Below are 18153 nucleotides of genomic sequence, written 5' to 3' on the forward strand. Positions count from 1 at the left end.
AACACGCAGCCCACGCTGAACGGGATGCTCGACATCCTGGCCAGTGCCAAGCAGGGGGCCACGGTCCCTTTTGAAGTGGCCGAGGCGGCCCAACCGGCCGACCAGGGTTCCGCTGCCCTGGCCGCGCTGCCGCCTCGGTATGACATGCAAGCGGTGGCCGAGCCCCTTCCCACGCAGGTGGCTCGCCAACTGAACATCGGTCACTGGCTGCTGGCGTCCGATGCGAGCGGCCAGCTGGCCGACCTGATGGCCGCGGAACTGGTGCAGCGCGGATGCACGGTGCACCGGCTGCCGCGCGAACTGCTGGCCGACGAGGCCGGCCTGGCCGCGTGGATCGCTGCGCAGCGTGACGCGCTGACCCCGCTGGCCGGCCTGCTGCACCTGGCGCCGGTGGGCGCGGCGGCGATCGACCCACAGGGCAAGGTCGACGACTGGCGGCGCAGCCTGCAGGCCAGCGAGAAATCGCTGTACCAGCTGCTGCACGGCTTCAGCGCCGCGCTGGCCGATGGCAGCCAGGTGCTCGCGGCCAGCGCACTGGGCGGCGGCTTCGGCCGCACGGCGCTGCCGCCGATCGACGGCCTGCTGCTGCAAGGCGGCGCGCCCGGCGTGCTGAAGTCGCTGCTCGAAGAGCGGCCGGGCCTGCGCGTCAAGGCGGTCGACCTCGACCCGGCCGCGCAGCCTGGCTGGGCCGCACAGCTGATGGACGAACTGCTGGCCGTCGGCGGCCGGCAGGAAGTGGGCTATCCGCAAGGCGTGCGCACGATCTTCCGCACCGTCGAGGCGGCGGCCCCCGCGAAGCTGGCCGCGCCGCAGCTCGACAACATCGTCGTGCTGGCCACCGGCGGCGCGCGCGGCATCACCGCCGAGGTGCTGCGCGAGCTCGCGCGGCCCGGCAACACGCTGGTGCTGACCGGCCGCAGCGCGCTGCCGGCGACCGAAAGCGCCGACACCGCCGCGCTGGATAACACCGAAAAGCTGCGGCAGCATTTCGTCGCCCAGGCCCGCGCCGGTGCCCTCAAGATCGGCGACGTGCCGCGCAGGGTGCAGGCGGTGCTCGGCGAGCGCGAGATGCGCCAGAACATCGCCGACTTCCGCCGGCGCGGCGCGGCGGTCGAGTACCACGCGGTCAACGTCACGGGCGAAGCCGATCTCGCGGCGCTGGTGGCCGATGTGAGCGGCCGCCTCGGCGCGATCCACGGCATCGTGCACGGCGCCGGCGTGATCGAGGACAAGCTGCTGGCCGACAAGCGGCCCGAGAGCTGGTCCCGCGTCGTCGAGACCAAGGTCATCGGCCTGCTGCTGCTGCACAAGCTGGTGCCGGCGGCCGACCTGCGCTTCGTCAGCATCTTCAGCTCGGTGGCCGGCCGCTACGGCAACAGCGGCCAGAGCGACTACGCCACCGCCAACGAGCTGATGAACCGCCTGGCCACGCAGCTGGCGCAACGCTGGGCCGGCCGCGTCACCGTGCGGGCGATGTGCTGGGGCCCGTGGGGCCCGACCTTGTTCGGCGCCGGCATGGTGACCGAGGACACCGAGGCCAAGTTCGCCACCAAGGGCGTGTTGCTGGTGCAGGCCGCGCAAGGGCGGCGCCTGTTCATCGACGAGCTGCGCGGCCCGGTGGCCGGCGCGGTCGAGGTCATCTGCGGCGTCGGGCCCTGGGAGCAGCGCGAGGCCGACAACGGCCGCTTCACGCTGGCGCCGGCCGATGCATCCAGCATCCGCGGCCCGCTGATCGGCGCGGCCGTGATCGAGCCGCAGCCCACCGGCAGCCAGCTGCTGCGCTTCACGATCGATGCCGGCCATGCCTACCTGCAGGACCATGCGATCGACGGCAAGGCCGTGCTGCCGGCTGCCGCCGCGCTGGAAGTGTTCGCCGAGGCCGCACGGGCGCTGTGGCCCGGCTGGCAGGTGGTGGAGCTGCGCGACCTGCGGCTGATGAAGGGCATCGAGCTGGCCGAGATGCCGCGCAGCCTCACGGTGCTGGTGCAGCCGCCGCCCTATGGCAGCAGCGAAGGCTTCGAGGTCGACGCGACGCTGCACACCGAGCTGGACGGGGGCCGCAAGCTGGTGCATTACCGCACGCTGATCCGGCTCGAGCAGCAGTTCAGCGGGGTGCCCGCGCCGGTCGCGCGCCGCCATGCCGAGAAGCGGCTGGCGGTCGACAAGGCGTACGCCGAGTGGCTGTTCCACGGCCCGCGGTTCCAGGTCATCAGCGCGATCAAGGGGCTGTCGGCCGCCGGAGCCACCGGCAGCGTGCGCACGGTGTCGCCGCAGCACTGGCTGCCGGCCTTGCCTGCGGGTGCGCCGGGCTGGGTGTTCGACCCCGCGGTGGTCGACGCTGCGCCGCAGATGGCCATCCTGTGGGACCGCGCGTTCCACGACCAGACCTGCCTGCCCACCGGCTTCGGCCGCGTGCAGCGCTGCCGCGCCGACTGGCCGGCCACGCTGCAGATGGCCTACGAGGCGCTGCCCTCGGACGACGCGTCCACCGTGCGGGCCAACGTGTATTTCCTCGATGAGACCGGCGCGGTGGTGCTGGCGATCGAGGACATGCGCTGCGTCTCCAGCCAGGCACTCAATCGCCTGGCCGCAGCGGCGAACCGGAAAGTCATGGCATGAGCAGCCAGAACAACAGCGACGGCATCGCGATCATCGGCATGGCCTGCCTGTTCCCGCAGGCCGAGAACCTGCGCGCGTTCTGGCGCAACATCGTGCAGGGCGTCGACGCGATCTCCGAGCCCACCGAGGCCTGGGACGCGCCGCGCTACCTGAGCTCCGGCCGCATCAAGACGGCACATGGCGGCTATCTCAAGGACCTGTACCGCTTCGACCCGCGCGCCTTCGGCATCATGCCCAGCTCGCTCGACGGCGGCGAGCCCGACCAGTTCCTCGCGCTGAAGATCGCCAGCGACGCGCTGGCCGACGCGGGCTATGCCGGCCCGGACGTCGACCACCGCGACACCGGCATCGTGCTCGGCCACAGCACCTACCTGCACCGCGGCCAGGGCACGCTGATCCAGAACCACATCGTGCTCGACCAGACCATCGAGCTGATGCGCATCGCCTGCCCGCACCTGGACGAAGAGCAGTTGGGCCAGGTGCGTGCGCTGCTCGAGAAGCGCGTGCCGCGTTCCACCGCCGACATCGCGCCCGGCCTGGTGCCGAACGTGATGACCGGCCGCATCGCGAACCGGCTGAACCTGCGCGGACCCAACTACCTCGTCGACGCGGCCTGCTCGTCGTCGCTGCTGGCGGTGGCCTCGGCCATCGACGAACTGCGCACCGGCCGCAGCAAGCTGATGCTGGCCGGCGGCGTCAACGCCTCGCTGCCGGCCGAGGTGTCGGTGATCTTCACGCAGCTGGGCGCCTTGAGCGGCCGCGGCAAGGTGCGGCCCTTCGAGACCGGCAGCGACGGCACGCTGCTGGGCGAAGGCCTGGGCGTCGTCGCGCTGAAGCGCCTGGACGACGCGCTGGCCGACGGCGACCAGGTCTACGGCGTGCTGCGCGGCGTCGGCCAGGCCAGCGATGGCCGCGGACATGGCCTGTTAGCCCCCAGCGTCGACGGCGAGACCCTGGCGATCCGGCGCGCCTACCAGGACTCCGGCATCGACCCGCAGACGGTGGGCCTGATCGAATGCCACGGCACCGGCATCCCTTTGGGCGACAAGACCGAGATCGCGGCGATCAAGAACGTGCTGGGCGAGCGCCAGGCCGACCAGGGCACGGTGGCGATCGGCTCGGTGAAGTCGATGATCAGCCACTGCATCCCGGCCGCGGGCATTGCCGGACTGATCAAAGCCACGCTGGCGCTGCACCACCGCGCGCTGCCGCCCACCTTGTGCGAGGCGCCGAACCCCGAGCTCGGCATCGCGCAGACGCCGCTGTACATCAACACCCAGCTCGCGCCGTGGATCCACCGCAGCGACGCGCCGCGCCGCGCCGGCATCAACTCGTTCGGCTTCGGCGGCATCAACACGCACGGCATCGTCGAGCAGGCGCCGGCCGCGGCGAAGCGGCCCGATCGCTTCATGCCCTGGCCGGCCGAGCTGTGCGTGCTGGCCGATGCCTCGGCCGCCGGGCTGGTGCAGCGGCTGCGCGAGCTGGCCGAACGCTGCGAGGTGTGCGGCTGGGGTGTGGCCGAGGTCGCCAAGGCGCTGGCGCAGCAGCCGCTGGACGGCGCGCACCGCATCGCCATCGTCGCAAAGGACCCGGCCGCACTGGTCAAGGCCTTGCGCCAGGCCGCCGACAAGCTGGCCAAGGACGATGCGCCGCAATGGGCCACGCGCACCGGCATCACCTACAGCCGCGTGCGCCAGGTCGGCCAGCTGGCCTTCCTGTTCCCCGGCGAAGGCTCGCAGTTCCTGCACATGTTCGCCGACCTCGCGCTGTGCTTCGACGAGGTGCGCGAGTGGCTGGACTTCTGGCGCGGCCTGTACCCCGATGCGCCGGGCCACACCCGCACCGACATCGTCTATCCGCCGGCGGTGGAGCTGAGCCCCGAGCGCCGCGCGATCCTCGAGGCGCGGCTGCACCAGATGGACGTGGGCTCCGAGGCGGTGTTCGTTGGCGGCCAGGCGATGTACGCGCTGCTGAAGGCCTGCGGTGTCGAGCCCGACGCGATGCTGGGTCACAGCTCGGGCGAGTCGTCGGCGCTGGCGGCCTCGGGCGCCATTCCCGCGGCCGACCGCGAGAAGCTGGCCGAGTTCATCCGCGAGCTGAACGTCGTGTACCAGCAGGTGCTGGCCGCGGGCAAGATCCCCACCGGCGCGCTGCTGGCGGTGGGCGCGCTGCCGGCGGCCACGGTGCTGGAAAAGGTGGCGGCCACTTCGGGCGAGGGTCAGGTCGTCGTCGCGATGGACAACTGCGCCAACCAGCTGGTGCTGTACGGCAGCGGTGAAGCCATCGACGCGATGCGCGACGCGCTGGCGGCCGAGGGCGGCATCTGCCTGCCGCTGCCCTTCGACCGCGGCTACCACACGCCCCACTTCCAGGCGGTCAGCGACGCGTTCCTGAAGTACTACAAGAGCATCAAGCTCGGCAAGCCGAGCGTGCCGCTGTACTCCTGCGCCTCGGCCGGGCTGTTCCCGGACACCGCCAGCGGCATCCGCCAGCTCGCCGCCGCGCAATGGTCGGACACCGTGCGCTTCCGCGAGACCATCCTGCGCATGCACGACGACGGCGTGCGCTGCTTCGTCGAGGTCGGCCCGTCGAACAACCTGAGCGCCTTCGTCGGCGACATCCTGAACGAGCGCGAGCACCTGGCGCTGGCCACCAACCAGCGGCGCCGCAACGGCGTGGAGCAGTTCCTGGCCACGCTGGGCCAGCTGTTCGTGATCGGCCGGCCGCTGAACCTGGGCCGGCTGTTCCAGGATCGGGCCCTCGACGCCATCGACCTGGCCGGTGCGGCGACCAAGCCCCAGCCCGGCTTCCTGCTCGACAACACGATGCCGCGGGTGCGGCTGAACGATGCCGACCGCGCCGCGCTGCGCGCGCTGACGGCGCCGCCGGCGGCGCTGCCTGCTAGCGTTGAAAATGAGCGGCCAGCGCTACCGGCGACGCCGATGGCGGAGCCTGCGCCTGCCCCTGCGGCGGAGACCGTGGCCGACGGCCGCGAGCAACTGGTGGCCGAATACTTCGACCTGATGCGGGGCTTCCTCGACCAGCAGCGCGCGGTGCTCGGCCGCTGGCAGGGCGACGACGAGGCGGCTGCCCTGCCCGAGGCCGAGGCGCGTGCCTGGCCGCTGCTCGACGGCCTGCTCGAAGCCGATGAGAGCCACCTGGTGGCCGCCTGCCGCGTCGATGTCGAGACCCAGGCCTATCTGCGCGACCATGTGCTGTCCGGCGCGGTCTCGGGCTTCGACCCCGAGCTGCGCGGGCTGGCCTGCGTGCCGATGATGGTCAGCCTCGAGATCATGGCCGAGGCCTGCGCCTGCCTGATGGACCCGCTCGGCACGCCGGGCACCGTGCGGCTGATCGAGCAGGTCAAGGCCTTCGACTGGATCGCGCTGGACGAGGGCTTTGCCGACCTGCAGGTGCGCGCCGAACGCATTGCCGGCACCCACCAGTGCAAGGCCCTGCTCAGCCGCGACGGCAAGCCCATCATGAGCGCGAGCTTCGGCTTCGAGGCTGACTGGCGCCTGGCCCCGGTCGCGCCGCCGGCCACGCTGAACCCGACGCCGTGGAACGACGAGGCGCTGTACCAGATCGGCATGTTCCACGGGCCGATCTTCCAGAGCATTGCCCACATCGAAGGCTGGGACCCGGGGGCCATCAGCGCGCAGCTTTCGCGCTGCAGCCTGGACGGCTTCCTGCAGCCCGGCGCGCGGCCGGCGCTGGTGCTGAATCCGGTGATGCTCGACGCGGTCGGGCAGCTCGCGGCCTTCTGGATCGCCCAGTACGCCGGCTACGACTTCAACTGCTTCCCGTCGACGATCGAGCGCATCGAGCTCCATGCCGAGTGCCCGGCCGACCAGCCCGGCCTGCGGCTGGTCGCGCGACAGGCACCGCTGGACCCGGCGGCCACCGAGGTGGGCGCGGTGCGGCGCTGGGACTTCGAGGTGCTGGATGGCCAGGGGCAGCCGCTGCTGCGCGTCGCCAACCTGGTCAACGTGTTCTTCGCGGTGCCGAACCGCTTCTACCAGGTGCGGCGCTCGCCGCTCGAAGGTGCGCTGGGCGAGCCGCTGGCGTCACCCCCGTCCGAGCTGCTGCTGTGGCAGCTGCCGCACCTGCCGGAGGAGTTCTGCGCCCAGTCCGGTGGCATCTTCCTGCGCATGCTGGCGCATGCCACGCTGGGCGCGCCCGAGCGGGCCGAGTGGGCCGCGCTGCAGGGCAGCGTGGCCTGGCGCCGCCAATGGCTGCTGGGCCGGCTGTGCCTGAAGGAAGCGGTGCGCGAGTGGGTGCAGCGCCAGACCGGCGAGCGCCTGCACACCGCCGACATCTGGGTCGGACACCTTGAACAGGGGGGGCCCTTCATCGACGGGCCCTGGTGTGCGGACTTCACGCCGCCCGTCGTTTCCCTGTCGCACAATGCCACTGGTTGCTTGGCGGCAGTTGCAGCGCCAGGCTGGCGGATCGGGGTGGACCACGAACAAGCCGGCCGTGTGCAGCGACCCGAGCTGTTGCGCGACGCGCTGACAGAGGGAGAACAACAGCAGTTGCAAGGCCTGCAGGACGCAGTGCTCGGGCAGCGCATGTTGAAGATCTGGTGCGCGAAGGAAGCCGCCGCCAAGCTGACCGGGCTTGGCCTGCAGGGGCAGCCCGCGGCATTCGACGTTCGATTGGTCGGTGAAGGTGACAACAAGGCAATGGTGGCTTACGAGGGCGACAGCATCGAGGTGCTGCTGATGACGGGACAGGGCGCGATCGTGGCGCTGGCGGCGATGGCTGTGCAGGACATCGGGGTGGCGGCATGAGCAGTACCCTGGTGCGCGACACCGCCGAGGGCACGGTTATTGCGGTGGTCGAGGACCTGATCCAGGACTGGGGACTGGACCTGCCCGAAGGGGTGCTCACGGCGTCCAAGGTCGTCGAGGACCTGCAGTTCGCCTCGGTGGACATCATCCAGCTCTGCGTGGCCCTGGAGCAGGCCTATGACCGCAAGTTCGGCTTCCAGGACTTGCTGATGAAGGACGGCAGCTACGTGGGCGACCTGTCGCTCGCGCAGTTCGCGCGCTTCATCGATTCCAAGCTGAGCGCCTGATCCCGGAGCGAGCGAAATGACCGTCAAGACCCTCTTCATCGGCATGGATGGCGCCACCTTCACGGTGCTGGACGACCTGACCTCGAAGGCCGACCCCGACGCGTCGGTGATGCCCTTCCTGTCGAAGATCTTCCGCGACGGCGCCCGCGCCAAGCTGCGCTCCACGCCGAATCCGCTGACGCCGCCGGCCTGGGTCTCGCTGATGACCGGCCGCTCGCCCGGCAACCACGGTCTGTACGACTTCATCCGCGCCGAGGAGCGCAACAGCGACGTCTTCTTCACGCTGTACGACTCGCGCGATTGCCGCTGCGAAACCATCTGGTCGATCGCCAGCCGCCAGGGCCAGCGCGTCGCGGCGCTGAACTTCCCGTTCACCGCGCCGCCGCCGAAGGACCTGAACGGCTTCATGGTGCCGGGCTTCATCCCGTGGCGCCACCTGCGCCGCAACTCGGCGCCGGCCGACCTGTACGACAAGCTGAAGGCGATTCCCGACTTCAACCCGCAGGAACTGGCCTGGGACTTCGAGCAGGAGAAGCAGGCGCTCAACGAGCTGACCGACGAGGACCGCGAGCACTGGGTCGAGTACCACCTGCCGCGCGAGCAGCAGTGGTTCCGCATCGCCGACTACCTCCTGCGCGAAGAAGCGCCCGAGCTGATGGCCGTGATGTTCGACGGCGTCGACAAGCTGCAGCACCAGGCCTGGCTGTACGTCGACCCGGCGCAGCAGAAGGGCGAGCTGAGCGAATACCACCAGCGCATGCGCAAGCTGTGCCTGGCCTACTTCAAGCAGCTCGATGGCTTCATCGAGAAGCTGGTCACCGCGGCCGGCCCGGAGGTGCAGGTGTTCATGGCCTCCGACCATGGCTTCACAGCGACCTACGAGGTGGTGCGCATCAATGCCTGGCTGCACGAGAAAGGCTGGCTGAAGTGGAAGCCAGCCGACGACAGCGAGGCCGGCAAGCGCCGCGAGGAAAGCATGTTCGCGAACCTCGACTGGAACGAGACCATCGCCTACTGCCGCACGCCCTCGTCCAACGGCATCAACATCCGTGTGGCGCGCAAGCCGGGCGACCAGGGCATCAAGCCCGAGGACTATGAGAAGGTGCGCGCGAAGCTGATCCGCGACCTCGAGGACCTGAAGGATCCCGACACCGGCGACCGCATCATCACCGAGATCCACACCCGCGAGAAAGCCTTCCCGGGCCCGGCGATGGAAGACGCTCCCGACCTGCTGCTGGTGCTGCGCGACCACGGCTTCGTGTCGATCAAGAACAAGCTGCCGGTGGTCGAGAAGCGCACCGAAATCGCCGGCACCCATCACCCGGACGGGGTGTTCCTGGCCTACGGCCGGGGCATCGCCCGTGGCGCAAATATTGCTCGCCGCAACATCGTGGATGTGGGCGCGACCCTGCTGTACAGCCTGGGGCTGCCGGTGCCTTCGGATTTCGAGGGCAAGGTGCCTGCATCGATGTTCACGTCGGAGCAGTTGCAGGCCCAGCCCATCGTGATCGGGGCGCCCACCGCCGTCGCCGGCAAGGCCGAGTCCGAGGCCATGGCCGACGACGAGAAGGACAAGATCCTCGCGCAGTTGCAGATGCTGGGGTACATGGAGTAAGCATCGTGTCCATCCTGGAAGTCAACGGCGCTCGCATCAACTACGTCCAGCTGGACTGCCATCCGGCGGACCATGGCGCGGGCCACCCGTCGACGGCCGCCGAGCCCGAAGACCTGGTGATGGTGCACGGCCTGGCCACCAACATGGCCTTCTGGTACTTCCAGTACGCCGCTCGGTTCTCGCAGCGGCGCTTCCGCGTCACCTTGTTCGACCTGCGCGGCCATGGCCGCTCCGAGATGACCGAATCGGGCTACACGCCCGACAACCTGGCGCGCGACCTGCAAGGCCTGCTCGATGCCCTGGGCATCCGGCGCGCGCACTTCCTGGCGCACAGCTACGGCGGGGTGGTCGCACTGAACTTCGCGAAGCTCGACCCCTCGCGCGTGGCCAGCCTGGTGCTGTGCGACACCCACATCGCCGCGGTGCGGCGCGATGCGCGGGTCGAAGGCTGGGGCCATGGCCCCGAGATCCAGGCCATCGTCGACAAGGTCGGCCTGAACCTGGACACGCGCGACCCCTACTTCGGCTACAAGCTGTTGACCGAGGTCTCGCACCTGCAGATGCGCAGCGCCGAGGTGCCGCCCGAGCTGGTCGAGCTGGTGAGCCCGCTGGTCGGCAAGTACGGCAACCGCACGGCCGCGCAGTGGATCAAGCTGATGGATTGCACGCGGGCCGAAGCCGAGCTGATGGGTGACGACGGGCTGTCGCTGTCCGAGCTGCGCAAGTTCAGCTTCCCGATCCTGGCGATGTATGGCGACCAGTCGCAGGCCCGCCTGACGGGCAAGGAACTGCTGGACGTGTGGCCGCATGCCGACTTCCGCCGCGTGCGCAAGGCCGGCCACTTCTTCCCGGCGTCGCGGCCCGAGGAAGTGATCCATGCCTGCGAACGCTTCTGGGGCGGCGAATTCGCTTCCGGCCCGAAGCACCGTTCCGGCGACACGCGGCGCAGCCACTTCCGCAGCGACCGCGTCTACCAGGCCGATGGCGGCTGGTTCTTCATGACGCGCGAGCAGGCCCAGGTCGGCCCCTTCGAGCGGCAGGAAGAAGCCCAGCAGGTGCTGGCCTCGTTCATCTCGGCGATGGCCGGCGCGGTGCCCGTGCCGGCCGCCGCCGGGGTGGTCGGCTAGGGCAGCCGGGCGGCGTCCGCGATACTCGGGGCCGTGCACAAGACCGCCAATCGCCTGGGCGTTGCGCCCGGATTCAGCGCCCACGATTTCCAGCTCATTGCGCATGGCGGTTTTGGCGATGGCCTGAATGCCTATGCGCATTCGATGGCCTGGTTCAAGGGCCATCTCTACGTGGCCACCACGCGCGGCAACTTTCCGTTCATGAAGGCGCGGCTGCCGATCGGCATGGACGTGTGGCCAGTCGAGTGCCCGCGAGACCCCTTCGACCTCGACATGCACGCCGAGATCTGGCGCTACGACGTGGCCGCCAACGAGTGGGAGCGCGTGTTCAAGGCGCCCCGCATCATCGGCAGCCATGGCAAGCCGATCCCGCGCGAACTGGGCTTCCGCGGCATGATCGTCTACCAGCCCCCCGGCGCGGCCGAGCCGGTGCTGCTGGTGAGCACCTGGTCGCCGGCGCGCGGACCCGGCCCGCACATCCTGGCGTCGCACGATGGCCGGCGCTTCGAGCCCACCTGCGAGCCGGGCCTGAACGGCCTGCCGGTCACCACCATCCGCACGATGGTCTCGTTCAAGGGCCGGGTGTTCACCACGCCGGCGGGGTCGCGTGGCGGCAATCCGAATGTCTCGTCGCACTCGGTGGTCTACGAAAGCCGCAATCCGCTCGAAGGCCAGTGGGAGCCGGTCAGCGACTTCGGCTTCGGCGACCCCGGCAACCTGACGATCTTCGAGATGTGCGGCTTCGGCGAGCACCTCTACGTCGGCACCTTCAATGTCGATGGCTTCCAGGTCTGGCGCTCCACCGTCGAAGGCGAGGCGCCCTACCACTGGGAAAAGATCATCGACAAGGGCGCCTGGCGCGGGCGCTTCAACCAGTGCGTGCTGAGCATGACGCCGTTCAAGGGCGCGCTGTACGTCGGCAGCGGCATCCAGGGCGGCGGCATCGACAAGCAGAACAAGGTCGGCCCGGCGCCGCCGGAGCTGATCCGCATCTGGCCCGATGGCCGGTGGGACCTGATCGTCGGCGACAGCCGCGACACGCCCGATGGCGTGAAGCCCGCGCTGTCGGGCTACCTGCCGGGCTTCGACAACTTCTTCAATGGCTACTTCTGGCGCATGGTCGAGCACCAGGGCTGGCTGTACATGGGCACCTTCGAGTGGAGCTCGGTGCTGGGCTATGCGAATCGCCGCAGCTGGCCCCAGGTGTTCGCCAACATGATCAACCATGTCGGACCGCAGTTGATCCTCGAGCGGCAATCGGGCTTCGACCTGTACCGCAGCTTCGACGGCGAGAACTGGGTGCCGGTCACCACCAATGGCATGGACAACCCGTACAACATGGGCCTGCGCACGCTGGTGTCCACGCCGCACGGCCTGTTCATCGGCACCGCCAATCCCTTCGGGCCGAAGATCATGCCGCTGGGCGGCACGCGCTACGTGCCGAACCCGCGCGGTGGCTGCGAGGTGTTCTTCGCGCGCGATTGAGCGCGCCGGCCCCGGAAGACCGCGGGCCTCGCCGTCACAGGAAGCAGGCGTACTGCCAGACCGGCCAGTACACCGGCAGGCCGCTGCCGCTGTCATTCGGCGTTAGCAAGTCCACCACCGGCATGCCGTGGTAGGGGGTTCCGGGCAGGCCGCCAACGGCCGGCAGGTCGCTGGCGAGCATGTGGCGGCCCTGGTAGCCCGGCTGCGGCAGGGCGACGTCCACCTGCGCCACGGCCCCGAACGCGGCCAGGCCCAGGGCGGCCCAGGTGCTCTGGATCCTGGCGAAGCCGACGACGGTGTCGCGATCGTGCGTGAAGCCGTAGACGCGGCTGGCCGGGGTGGCGCTGGCGGCCGACAGCCAGGCGGCCGGCTGCTGGCGCAGGGTGTCGTAGTCGGCCGGCGACGAGAACAGGCAGGCGCGGTCGACACTGCGCTGCGTCGCGATGTAGGCGGCATGGCCGCCGCCCTGCGAATGGCCGGACAGGCGCACGCGGTCCCAGCGGACGGCGCCGGTGCTGTCCAGGTACTGCGACCAGCCGGCATCGGCCTGCGTCTGCGCCAGGTACTGCAGCGCGCGCTGCAGCCGGTGCTCGATGCTGTTGGCGGCGTTCACGGCCACGCTGCTCGAGGCGTTGCTGCCGCTGCGGATTTCTTCGCGCGCATTGCGCCAGCAGGCCGCGTCGCTGCTGCCGCTGCAGGCATCGTCGATCACCACGTCGTTCGGGTAGGCCAGGCCGATCGCATGGAAGCCGTTGTTCGCCGCGGCCTGCAGGATCAGCTGCGTGCGGCTGGGCACCGACAGGCTGGCCGGCAGGAAAACGAACAGCCGCCCGCGTGCGCTGAGCAGGCTGTTCGGCACCGAGGCCAGGTGCTGGCCGAAGGCCGTGTCGATGCCGGCGTCGTTGACGTTGGCCGCGAAGGCGTTCAGCGTCGGTGGCGTGAGCTTGGCGGGATCGTAGACGCGCAGCGTGGCGGCGGCCGACAGCAGCGAGCCGCCGGCGTCGCTGACGCGCACGGTGACCTGCGCGTTGTCCTGTTCCGTGCCCAGCGCCTGCGGCGCGTAGCTGGCGGCGGTGGCGCCGGCCACGTCCACGCCATTGAGCCGCCACTGGTAGCCCAGGCTGCCGTTGCCGGTGGCCGTGACGCTGAAGCTGGCCGACTGCCCGCTGACCACGGCCTGGCTGGCCGGCTGGCTGCTGATGACCACGGCCGTGGGCGGCGGCGGCGTGCCGGCCGCGCCACCGCCGCCGCCGCAGGCGGCCAGCAGGCTGGTGCCGACGACGAGCCAGGCCCCCTGCATCGCGCGGCTGGCGAGGGAGGAAACTGCGGGAGAAGTCGAGGCAGCGGTCACGGTGGCGCGGTCCTGTCGAAGCCGGAAGAAGCGCCAAGCGTAGCCCAGCACGATTGCTTACGATCGGCGCGGCCATCGGCGGCCGCCGTGGCCGCACCGGATGGCTGCTAGGCAATCAGGCCAGCAGCAGCTTGGTGCCCACCGCCACCAGCACCACCGCGATCGCGCCGCGCAGCAGCTTCTCCGGGGTGCGGGTGCCGAGCAGCGAGCCGAGGATGATGCCGGGGATCGAGCCCAGCAGCAGCTGGCCCAGCAGCCCGAGGTTCACGTTGCCCATCATCAGGTGGCCGGCGCCGGCCACCATGGTCAGCGGAATGGCGTGGACGATGTCGGTGCCCACCAGCCGCGCCGGCGTCATCCGGAAGGGGTAGAGGTACAGCAGCATCACCGTGCCCAGGGCCCCGGCGCCCACCGAGGTCAGCGTGACCAGGAAGCCCAGCAGCATGCCGGCGACCACCGTGGCGATGGGCTGTGCATGCTTGAACTGCTCCGGTGCCTTCGAGCGCAGCGCCTGGCCGATGGCATGCAGCGGCTTCTTGAAGATCATCGCGCAGGCGGTCAGCAGCAGCACCACGCCCAGCATGCTGACGATCAGGCCCTGCTTCATCTGCGCCGCGCCGCTGGCATGCAGCCACCACAGCGTGAGCACCGCCGTCGGCAGGCTGCCCAGCGAGAGACGCCGCATCACCTGCCAGTCGACGCTGCCGCGCTTGTGATGCACCGCGCCGCCCACCAGCTTGGTGATCGCGGCGAACCAGAGATCGGTGCCCACCGCAGCGGCCGGTGCCACGCCGAACAGCAGCACCAGGATCGGTGTCATCAGCGAGCCGCCGCCCACGCCGGTGAGCCCGACCAGCATGCCGACGCCGAACCCGGCCAGCGGGTTCATCCAGTCGACCATCATGGAATCAGTCGTCCAGCAGGCCGAGTGCCTGCATGCGCGCGATCACCTGTTCGGCGCAGGCTTCGGGCGTGGCGTCCACGGTGTTCACGCGCAGCTCCGGGTTCTCGGGCGCTTCATAGGGCGAATCGATGCCGGTGAAGTTGGCCAGCTCGCCACGCCGGGCCTTGCGGTACAGGCCCTTGACGTCGCGTGTTTCGGCCACTTCCAGCGGCGTGTCGACGTGGATCTCGAGGAACTCGCCGTCCTGCACCAGCCCGCGCGCCATCGCGCGCTCGGCGCGGAACGGCGAGATGAAGGCGGTGATCACGATCAGGCCGGCATCGACCATCAGCTTGGCCACCTCGGCCACGCGGCGCACGTTCTCGACCCGGTCGGCCTCGGTGAAGCCGAGGTCGCGGTTCAGGCCGTGGCGCACGTTGTCGCCGTCGAGCAGGTAGGAGTGCTTGCCCATCGCGTGCAGGCGCTTCTCCACCAGGTTCGCGATGGTCGACTTGCCGGCGCCCGACAGGCCGGTGAGCCACAGCACGCAGGGCTTCTGGTGCTTCTGCGCGGCGCGCGCGGCCTTGTCGACGTCCACATGCTGGAGGTGGATGTTGTGGGCGCGGCGCAGCGCGAAATGCAGCATGCCGGCGCCCACCGTGTGGTTGCTCATCCGGTCGATCAGGATGAAGCCACCGGTCTCTCGGTTGGCGGTGTAGGCATCGAAGGCCACCACGCGGTCGAGCGAGACGTTGCACACGCCGATCTCGTTGAGGTCGAGCTTCTTGGCCGCCAGGTGTTCCAGCGTGTTGACGTTGACCTTGTACTTCGGCTCGGTGATGGTGGCGGTCACCGTGCGGGTGCCGATCTTCAGCAGGTAGGGCCGGCCCGGCAGCATCGGCTCGTCGGCCATCCAGACGATGGTGGCCTCGAACTGGTCGGCCACCTCGGCCGGCGCCTGCGCGGCGGAGATCACGTCGCCGCGCGAGATGTCGATCTCGTCGTCCAGCGTCAGCGTGATCGACTGGCCGGCCACGGCCACCGCCAGGTCGCCGTCGGCGGTGACGATGCGCGCGACCGTGCTCTCGCGGCCCGAAGGCTGGGCGCGGATGCGGTCGCCCGGTTTCACCTGGCCACTGGCGATGGTGCCGGCGAAGCCGCGGAAATCGAGGTTCGGCCGGTTCACCCACTGCACCGGCAGGCGGAAGGTGCCGGCCTGGCGGCGCGTCTCGTCGAGGTCCACGGTCTCGAGGAAGCCCATCAGCGTGGGCCCGCGGTACCAGGGCATGTGCTCGCTGTGCGCCAGCATGTTGTCGCCGCGCAGCGCGGACAGCGGCATCGCGGTGATGTCGGTCAGGCCGATCTGCTTGGCGAATTCGCGGTACTGGTCCTCGATCTGCCGGAACACGGTTTCCGAGTAGCCCATCAGGTCCATCTTGTTGATGGCCAGCACGACCTTGCGGATGCCGATCAGCGAGACCAGGTAGCTGTGCCGCCGCGTCTGCGTCAGCACGCCGCGGCGCGCGTCGACCAGGATCACCGCGACGTCGGCGGTCGAGGCGCCGGTGATCATGTTGCGCGTGTACTGCTCGTGGCCGGGCGTGTCGGCGACGATGAACTTGCGCTTGTCGGTCGAGAAGAAGCGGTAGGCCACGTCGATCGTGATGCCCTGCTCGCGCTCGGCCGCGAGGCCGTCGACCAGCAGCGCGAAGTCGATCTCGCCGCCCTGCGTGCCCCATTTCTTGGAGTCGGCCTCGACCGCGGCGAGCTGGTCCTCGAACAGCATCTTCGATTCGTACAGCAGCCGGCCGATCAAGGTGGACTTGCCGTCGTCCACCGAGCCGCAGGTGATGAAACGCAGCAGGCTCTTGTGCTCGTGCTGGTGCAGGTACTCGTCGATGTTGGTCGCGATGAGGTCGGAAACGTGGGCCATGTCAGTGATCCGTCTCTAGGTCCCCATGGGACAGGTCGCCAACGGCGACCAGGGGCGATCTGGTCGGAAGGGCGAAACCGGACCCGGGTTCCCCGGGCCGGTTTCGTAGCCCCTCGGGGGCGGCCGCCAGGCGGCCGGGGCTCAAAAGTACCCCTCTTGCTTCTTCTTCTCCATCGACGCCGAGGTGTCGTGGTCGATCATGCGGCCCTGGCGTTCGCTGGTGCGCGCCAGCAGCATCTCCTGGATGATCGCGGTCAGCGAGTCGGCCTCGGATTCGATCGCGCCGGTCAGCGGGTAGCAGCCCAGCGTGCGGAAGCGAACCTTCTTCATCATCGGCACCTCGCCCTGGCGCAGCGGCATGCGCTCGTCGTCGACCATGATCAGCGTGCCATCGCGTTCGACCACCGGGCGCTCGGCGGCGAAATACAGCGGCACGATCGGCACGTTCTCCAGGTAGATGTACTGCCAGATGTCGAGCTCGGTCCAGTTCGAGATCGGGAACACGCGGATCGATTCGCCCGGGCGCTTGCGGGTGTTGTACAGGTTCCAGAGCTCGGGTCGCTGGCTCTTCGGGTCCCAGCGGTGCTGGGCCGAGCGGAACGAGAAGATGCGCTCCTTCGCGCGCGACTTCTCCTCGTCGCGCCGCGCGCCACCGAAGGCGGCGTCGAAGCCGTACTTGTCCAGCGCCTGCTTCAGCCCCTGCGTCTTCCACATGTCGGTGTGGATCTGCGAGCCGTGTTCGAAGGGGTTGATGCCCAGCGCCTTGGCCTCGGGGTTCTGGTAGACCAGCAGCTCCATGCCCAGCTCGGTGGCCATGCGGTTCCGCAGCGCGTACATGTCGCGGAACTTCCAGGTAGTGTCCACGTGCAGCAGCGGGAACGGCGGCGGCGAAGGGTAGAAGGCCTTCTTCGCCAGGTGCAGCATCGTGGCCGAGTCCTTGCCGATCGAGTACAGCATCACCGGCTTCTCGCATTCGGCCACCACCTCGCGCAGGATGTGGATGCTCTCGGCCTCGAGACGCTGCAGGTGGGTCAGGCGGACAGGGTCGATCATGGGGTACGGCTGGGCTGCGGAAGGCGGATCGCCGCCGGGGAGGACCCCCTGCGGCGCGGGACTTGCATTCGCGGGGGAGCGGGCCGAATGGCCGGGCCATTCTGTCGCACAATCCGCGCCGCCCGCGGGCTGCGTCGCTGCAAAGCGTGATTCGCTCAACGCATTCCCCCCTCATTTGAAGGATCCGAATTCATGGCCGCCGTACCCGATGAACAGACGCTCCTGAACGGCATTGCCGACATCGCGCGTGCCGCGGGCCAGGTGGTGATGGCGGTCTATGCGACCGATTTCGCGGTGCGAGGCAAGAACGATGCCTCGCCGGTGACCGAGGCCGACGAGCGCGCCGAGCAGGTCATCACCGCCGGCCTGGAGAGGCTCGCGCCCGGCATTCCGATCGTCGCTGAAGAAGCCGCCGCCGCCGGCCGCGTGCCCGAGATGGGCGAGCGCTTCTGGCTGGTCGACCCGCTCGACGGCACCAAGGAATTCATCAGCCGCAATGGCGAATTCACCGTCAACATCGCGCTCATCGAGCACGGCGCGCCGGTGCTCGGCGTGGTGCTTGCACCGGCGCTGGGCAAGGCCGGGCATTTGTACGCCGGCTCGCGCGCCGCTGGTGCATGGGTCGACGAAGGCGAAGGTCGCCAGGCCATCCACTGCCGCGCGGTGCCGGCCGAAGGACTCACCGTGGTCGCCAGCCGCTCGCACGGCGATGCGGCGGCACTGGATGCCTTTCTCGCCGGGCGCCGCGTGGCGTCCACCACCAATGCCGGGTCGTCGCTGAAGCTGTGCCTGGTGGCGCGCGGCGCGGCCGACCTGTACCCGCGACTGGGCCGCACGATGGAGTGGGACATCGCCGCCGGCCATGCGGTGCTGGCGGCCGCCGGCGGGCAGGTCTGCGACTTGCAAGGCAGCCCCTTGCGTTACGGCAAACCGGGGTTGGACAACCCCCATTTCGTGGCCAGCGGGCTGCCGGCAGATCGCTGACGGCGAACGCAGCTGCGTGCGGC

General features: G+C 69.7%; 11 protein-coding genes. 7 read left to right on the forward strand and 4 right to left on the reverse strand.

What is annotated here, in order from left to right; translation table 11 throughout:
• The 6 genes from ACILR4_RS04160 to ACILR4_RS04185 all read left to right on the forward strand — a co-directional run.
• On the forward strand, nt 1–2619 hold a 2619-nt coding region (locus ACILR4_RS04160), incomplete at its 5' end, for an SDR family NAD(P)-dependent oxidoreductase (protein WP_395699568.1).
• Entirely contained in the window at nt 2616–7412 is a 4797-nt protein-coding gene (locus tag ACILR4_RS04165) for a beta-ketoacyl synthase N-terminal-like domain-containing protein (RefSeq protein ID WP_395699569.1), read from the forward strand. The genes ACILR4_RS04160 and ACILR4_RS04165, both read left to right, overlap by 4 nt.
• Nucleotides 7409–7699 carry an acyl carrier protein gene (locus tag ACILR4_RS04170; RefSeq protein ID WP_395699570.1) on the forward strand — a complete coding sequence of 97 codons (291 nt, stop codon included), beginning with the start codon at nt 7409–7411 and terminating at the stop codon, nt 7697–7699. The genes ACILR4_RS04165 and ACILR4_RS04170 overlap by 4 nt, the downstream gene beginning before the upstream one ends.
• A gap of 16 nt (nt 7700–7715) precedes the next feature.
• Nucleotides 7716–9314 (forward strand): alkaline phosphatase family protein, encoded by a 1599-nt coding sequence (locus tag ACILR4_RS04175; RefSeq protein WP_395699571.1) that lies wholly within the window; start codon nt 7716–7718, stop codon nt 9312–9314.
• 5 nt (nt 9315–9319) lie between these two features.
• On the forward strand, nt 9320–10441 hold the full coding sequence (locus tag ACILR4_RS04180) for an alpha/beta fold hydrolase (protein WP_395699572.1): 1122 nt from the start codon (nt 9320–9322) through the stop codon (nt 10439–10441).
• A 33-nt stretch (nt 10442–10474) separates the two neighbouring features.
• Complete coding sequence (locus ACILR4_RS04185) at nt 10475–11926, forward strand: hypothetical protein (protein WP_395699573.1); 1452 nt, start codon at nt 10475–10477, stop codon at nt 11924–11926.
• A gap of 34 nt (nt 11927–11960) precedes the next feature.
• Here ACILR4_RS04185 and ACILR4_RS04190 read toward each other — a convergent pair whose 3' ends face one another.
• The 4 genes from ACILR4_RS04190 to cysD form a co-directional block, all read right to left on the reverse strand.
• The gene (locus ACILR4_RS04190; protein ID WP_395699574.1) at nt 11961–13277 is read right to left on the reverse strand and encodes an immunoglobulin domain-containing protein; all 1317 of its coding nucleotides are present in this window, start codon (nt 13275–13277) and stop codon (nt 11961–11963) included.
• A gap of 115 nt (nt 13278–13392) precedes the next feature.
• Entirely contained in the window at nt 13393–14181 is a 789-nt protein-coding gene (locus tag ACILR4_RS04195; RefSeq protein WP_395699575.1) for a sulfite exporter TauE/SafE family protein, read from the reverse strand.
• A gap of 4 nt (nt 14182–14185) precedes the next feature.
• Nucleotides 14186–16093, reverse strand: coding sequence for a sulfate adenylyltransferase subunit CysN (gene cysN, locus ACILR4_RS04200; protein ID WP_395699576.1), 1908 nt, complete (start codon nt 16091–16093; stop codon nt 14186–14188).
• A gap of 141 nt (nt 16094–16234) precedes the next feature.
• Nucleotides 16235–17146 carry a sulfate adenylyltransferase subunit CysD gene (cysD, locus tag ACILR4_RS04205; protein WP_395699577.1) on the reverse strand — a complete coding sequence of 304 codons (912 nt, stop codon included), beginning with the start codon at nt 17144–17146 and terminating at the stop codon, nt 16235–16237.
• A gap of 192 nt (nt 17147–17338) precedes the next feature.
• Between cysD and cysQ the strand changes: the two genes are divergently transcribed.
• Nucleotides 17339–18130 (forward strand): 3'(2'),5'-bisphosphate nucleotidase CysQ, encoded by a 792-nt coding sequence (gene cysQ, locus ACILR4_RS04210; protein ID WP_395699578.1) that lies wholly within the window; start codon nt 17339–17341, stop codon nt 18128–18130.
• Nucleotides 18131–18153: the final 23 nt, after the last annotated feature.

The organism is Aquabacterium sp. (genome assembly GCF_044226965.1).
In the GTDB taxonomy this organism is placed as follows: domain Bacteria; phylum Pseudomonadota; class Gammaproteobacteria; order Burkholderiales; family Burkholderiaceae_C; genus Pseudaquabacterium.

What these genes read in the sequence shown, in the direction of transcription:
- cysN (WP_395699576.1), bottom strand. Translation starts at nt 16,093, where the DNA reads ATGGCCCACGTTTCCGACCTCATCGCGACCAACATCGACGAGTACCTG.
- ACILR4_RS04175 (WP_395699571.1), top strand. Translation starts at nt 7,716, where the DNA reads ATGACCGTCAAGACCCTCTTCATCGGCATGGATGGCGCCACCTTCACG.
- cysD (WP_395699577.1), bottom strand. Translation starts at nt 17,146, where the DNA reads ATGATCGACCCTGTCCGCCTGACCCACCTGCAGCGTCTCGAGGCCGAG.
- ACILR4_RS04170 (WP_395699570.1), top strand. Translation starts at nt 7,409, where the DNA reads ATGAGCAGTACCCTGGTGCGCGACACCGCCGAGGGCACGGTTATTGCG.
- cysQ (WP_395699578.1), top strand. Translation starts at nt 17,339, where the DNA reads ATGGCCGCCGTACCCGATGAACAGACGCTCCTGAACGGCATTGCCGAC.
- ACILR4_RS04195 (WP_395699575.1), bottom strand. Translation starts at nt 14,181, where the DNA reads ATGATGGTCGACTGGATGAACCCGCTGGCCGGGTTCGGCGTCGGCATG.
- ACILR4_RS04165 (WP_395699569.1), top strand. Translation starts at nt 2,616, where the DNA reads ATGAGCAGCCAGAACAACAGCGACGGCATCGCGATCATCGGCATGGCC.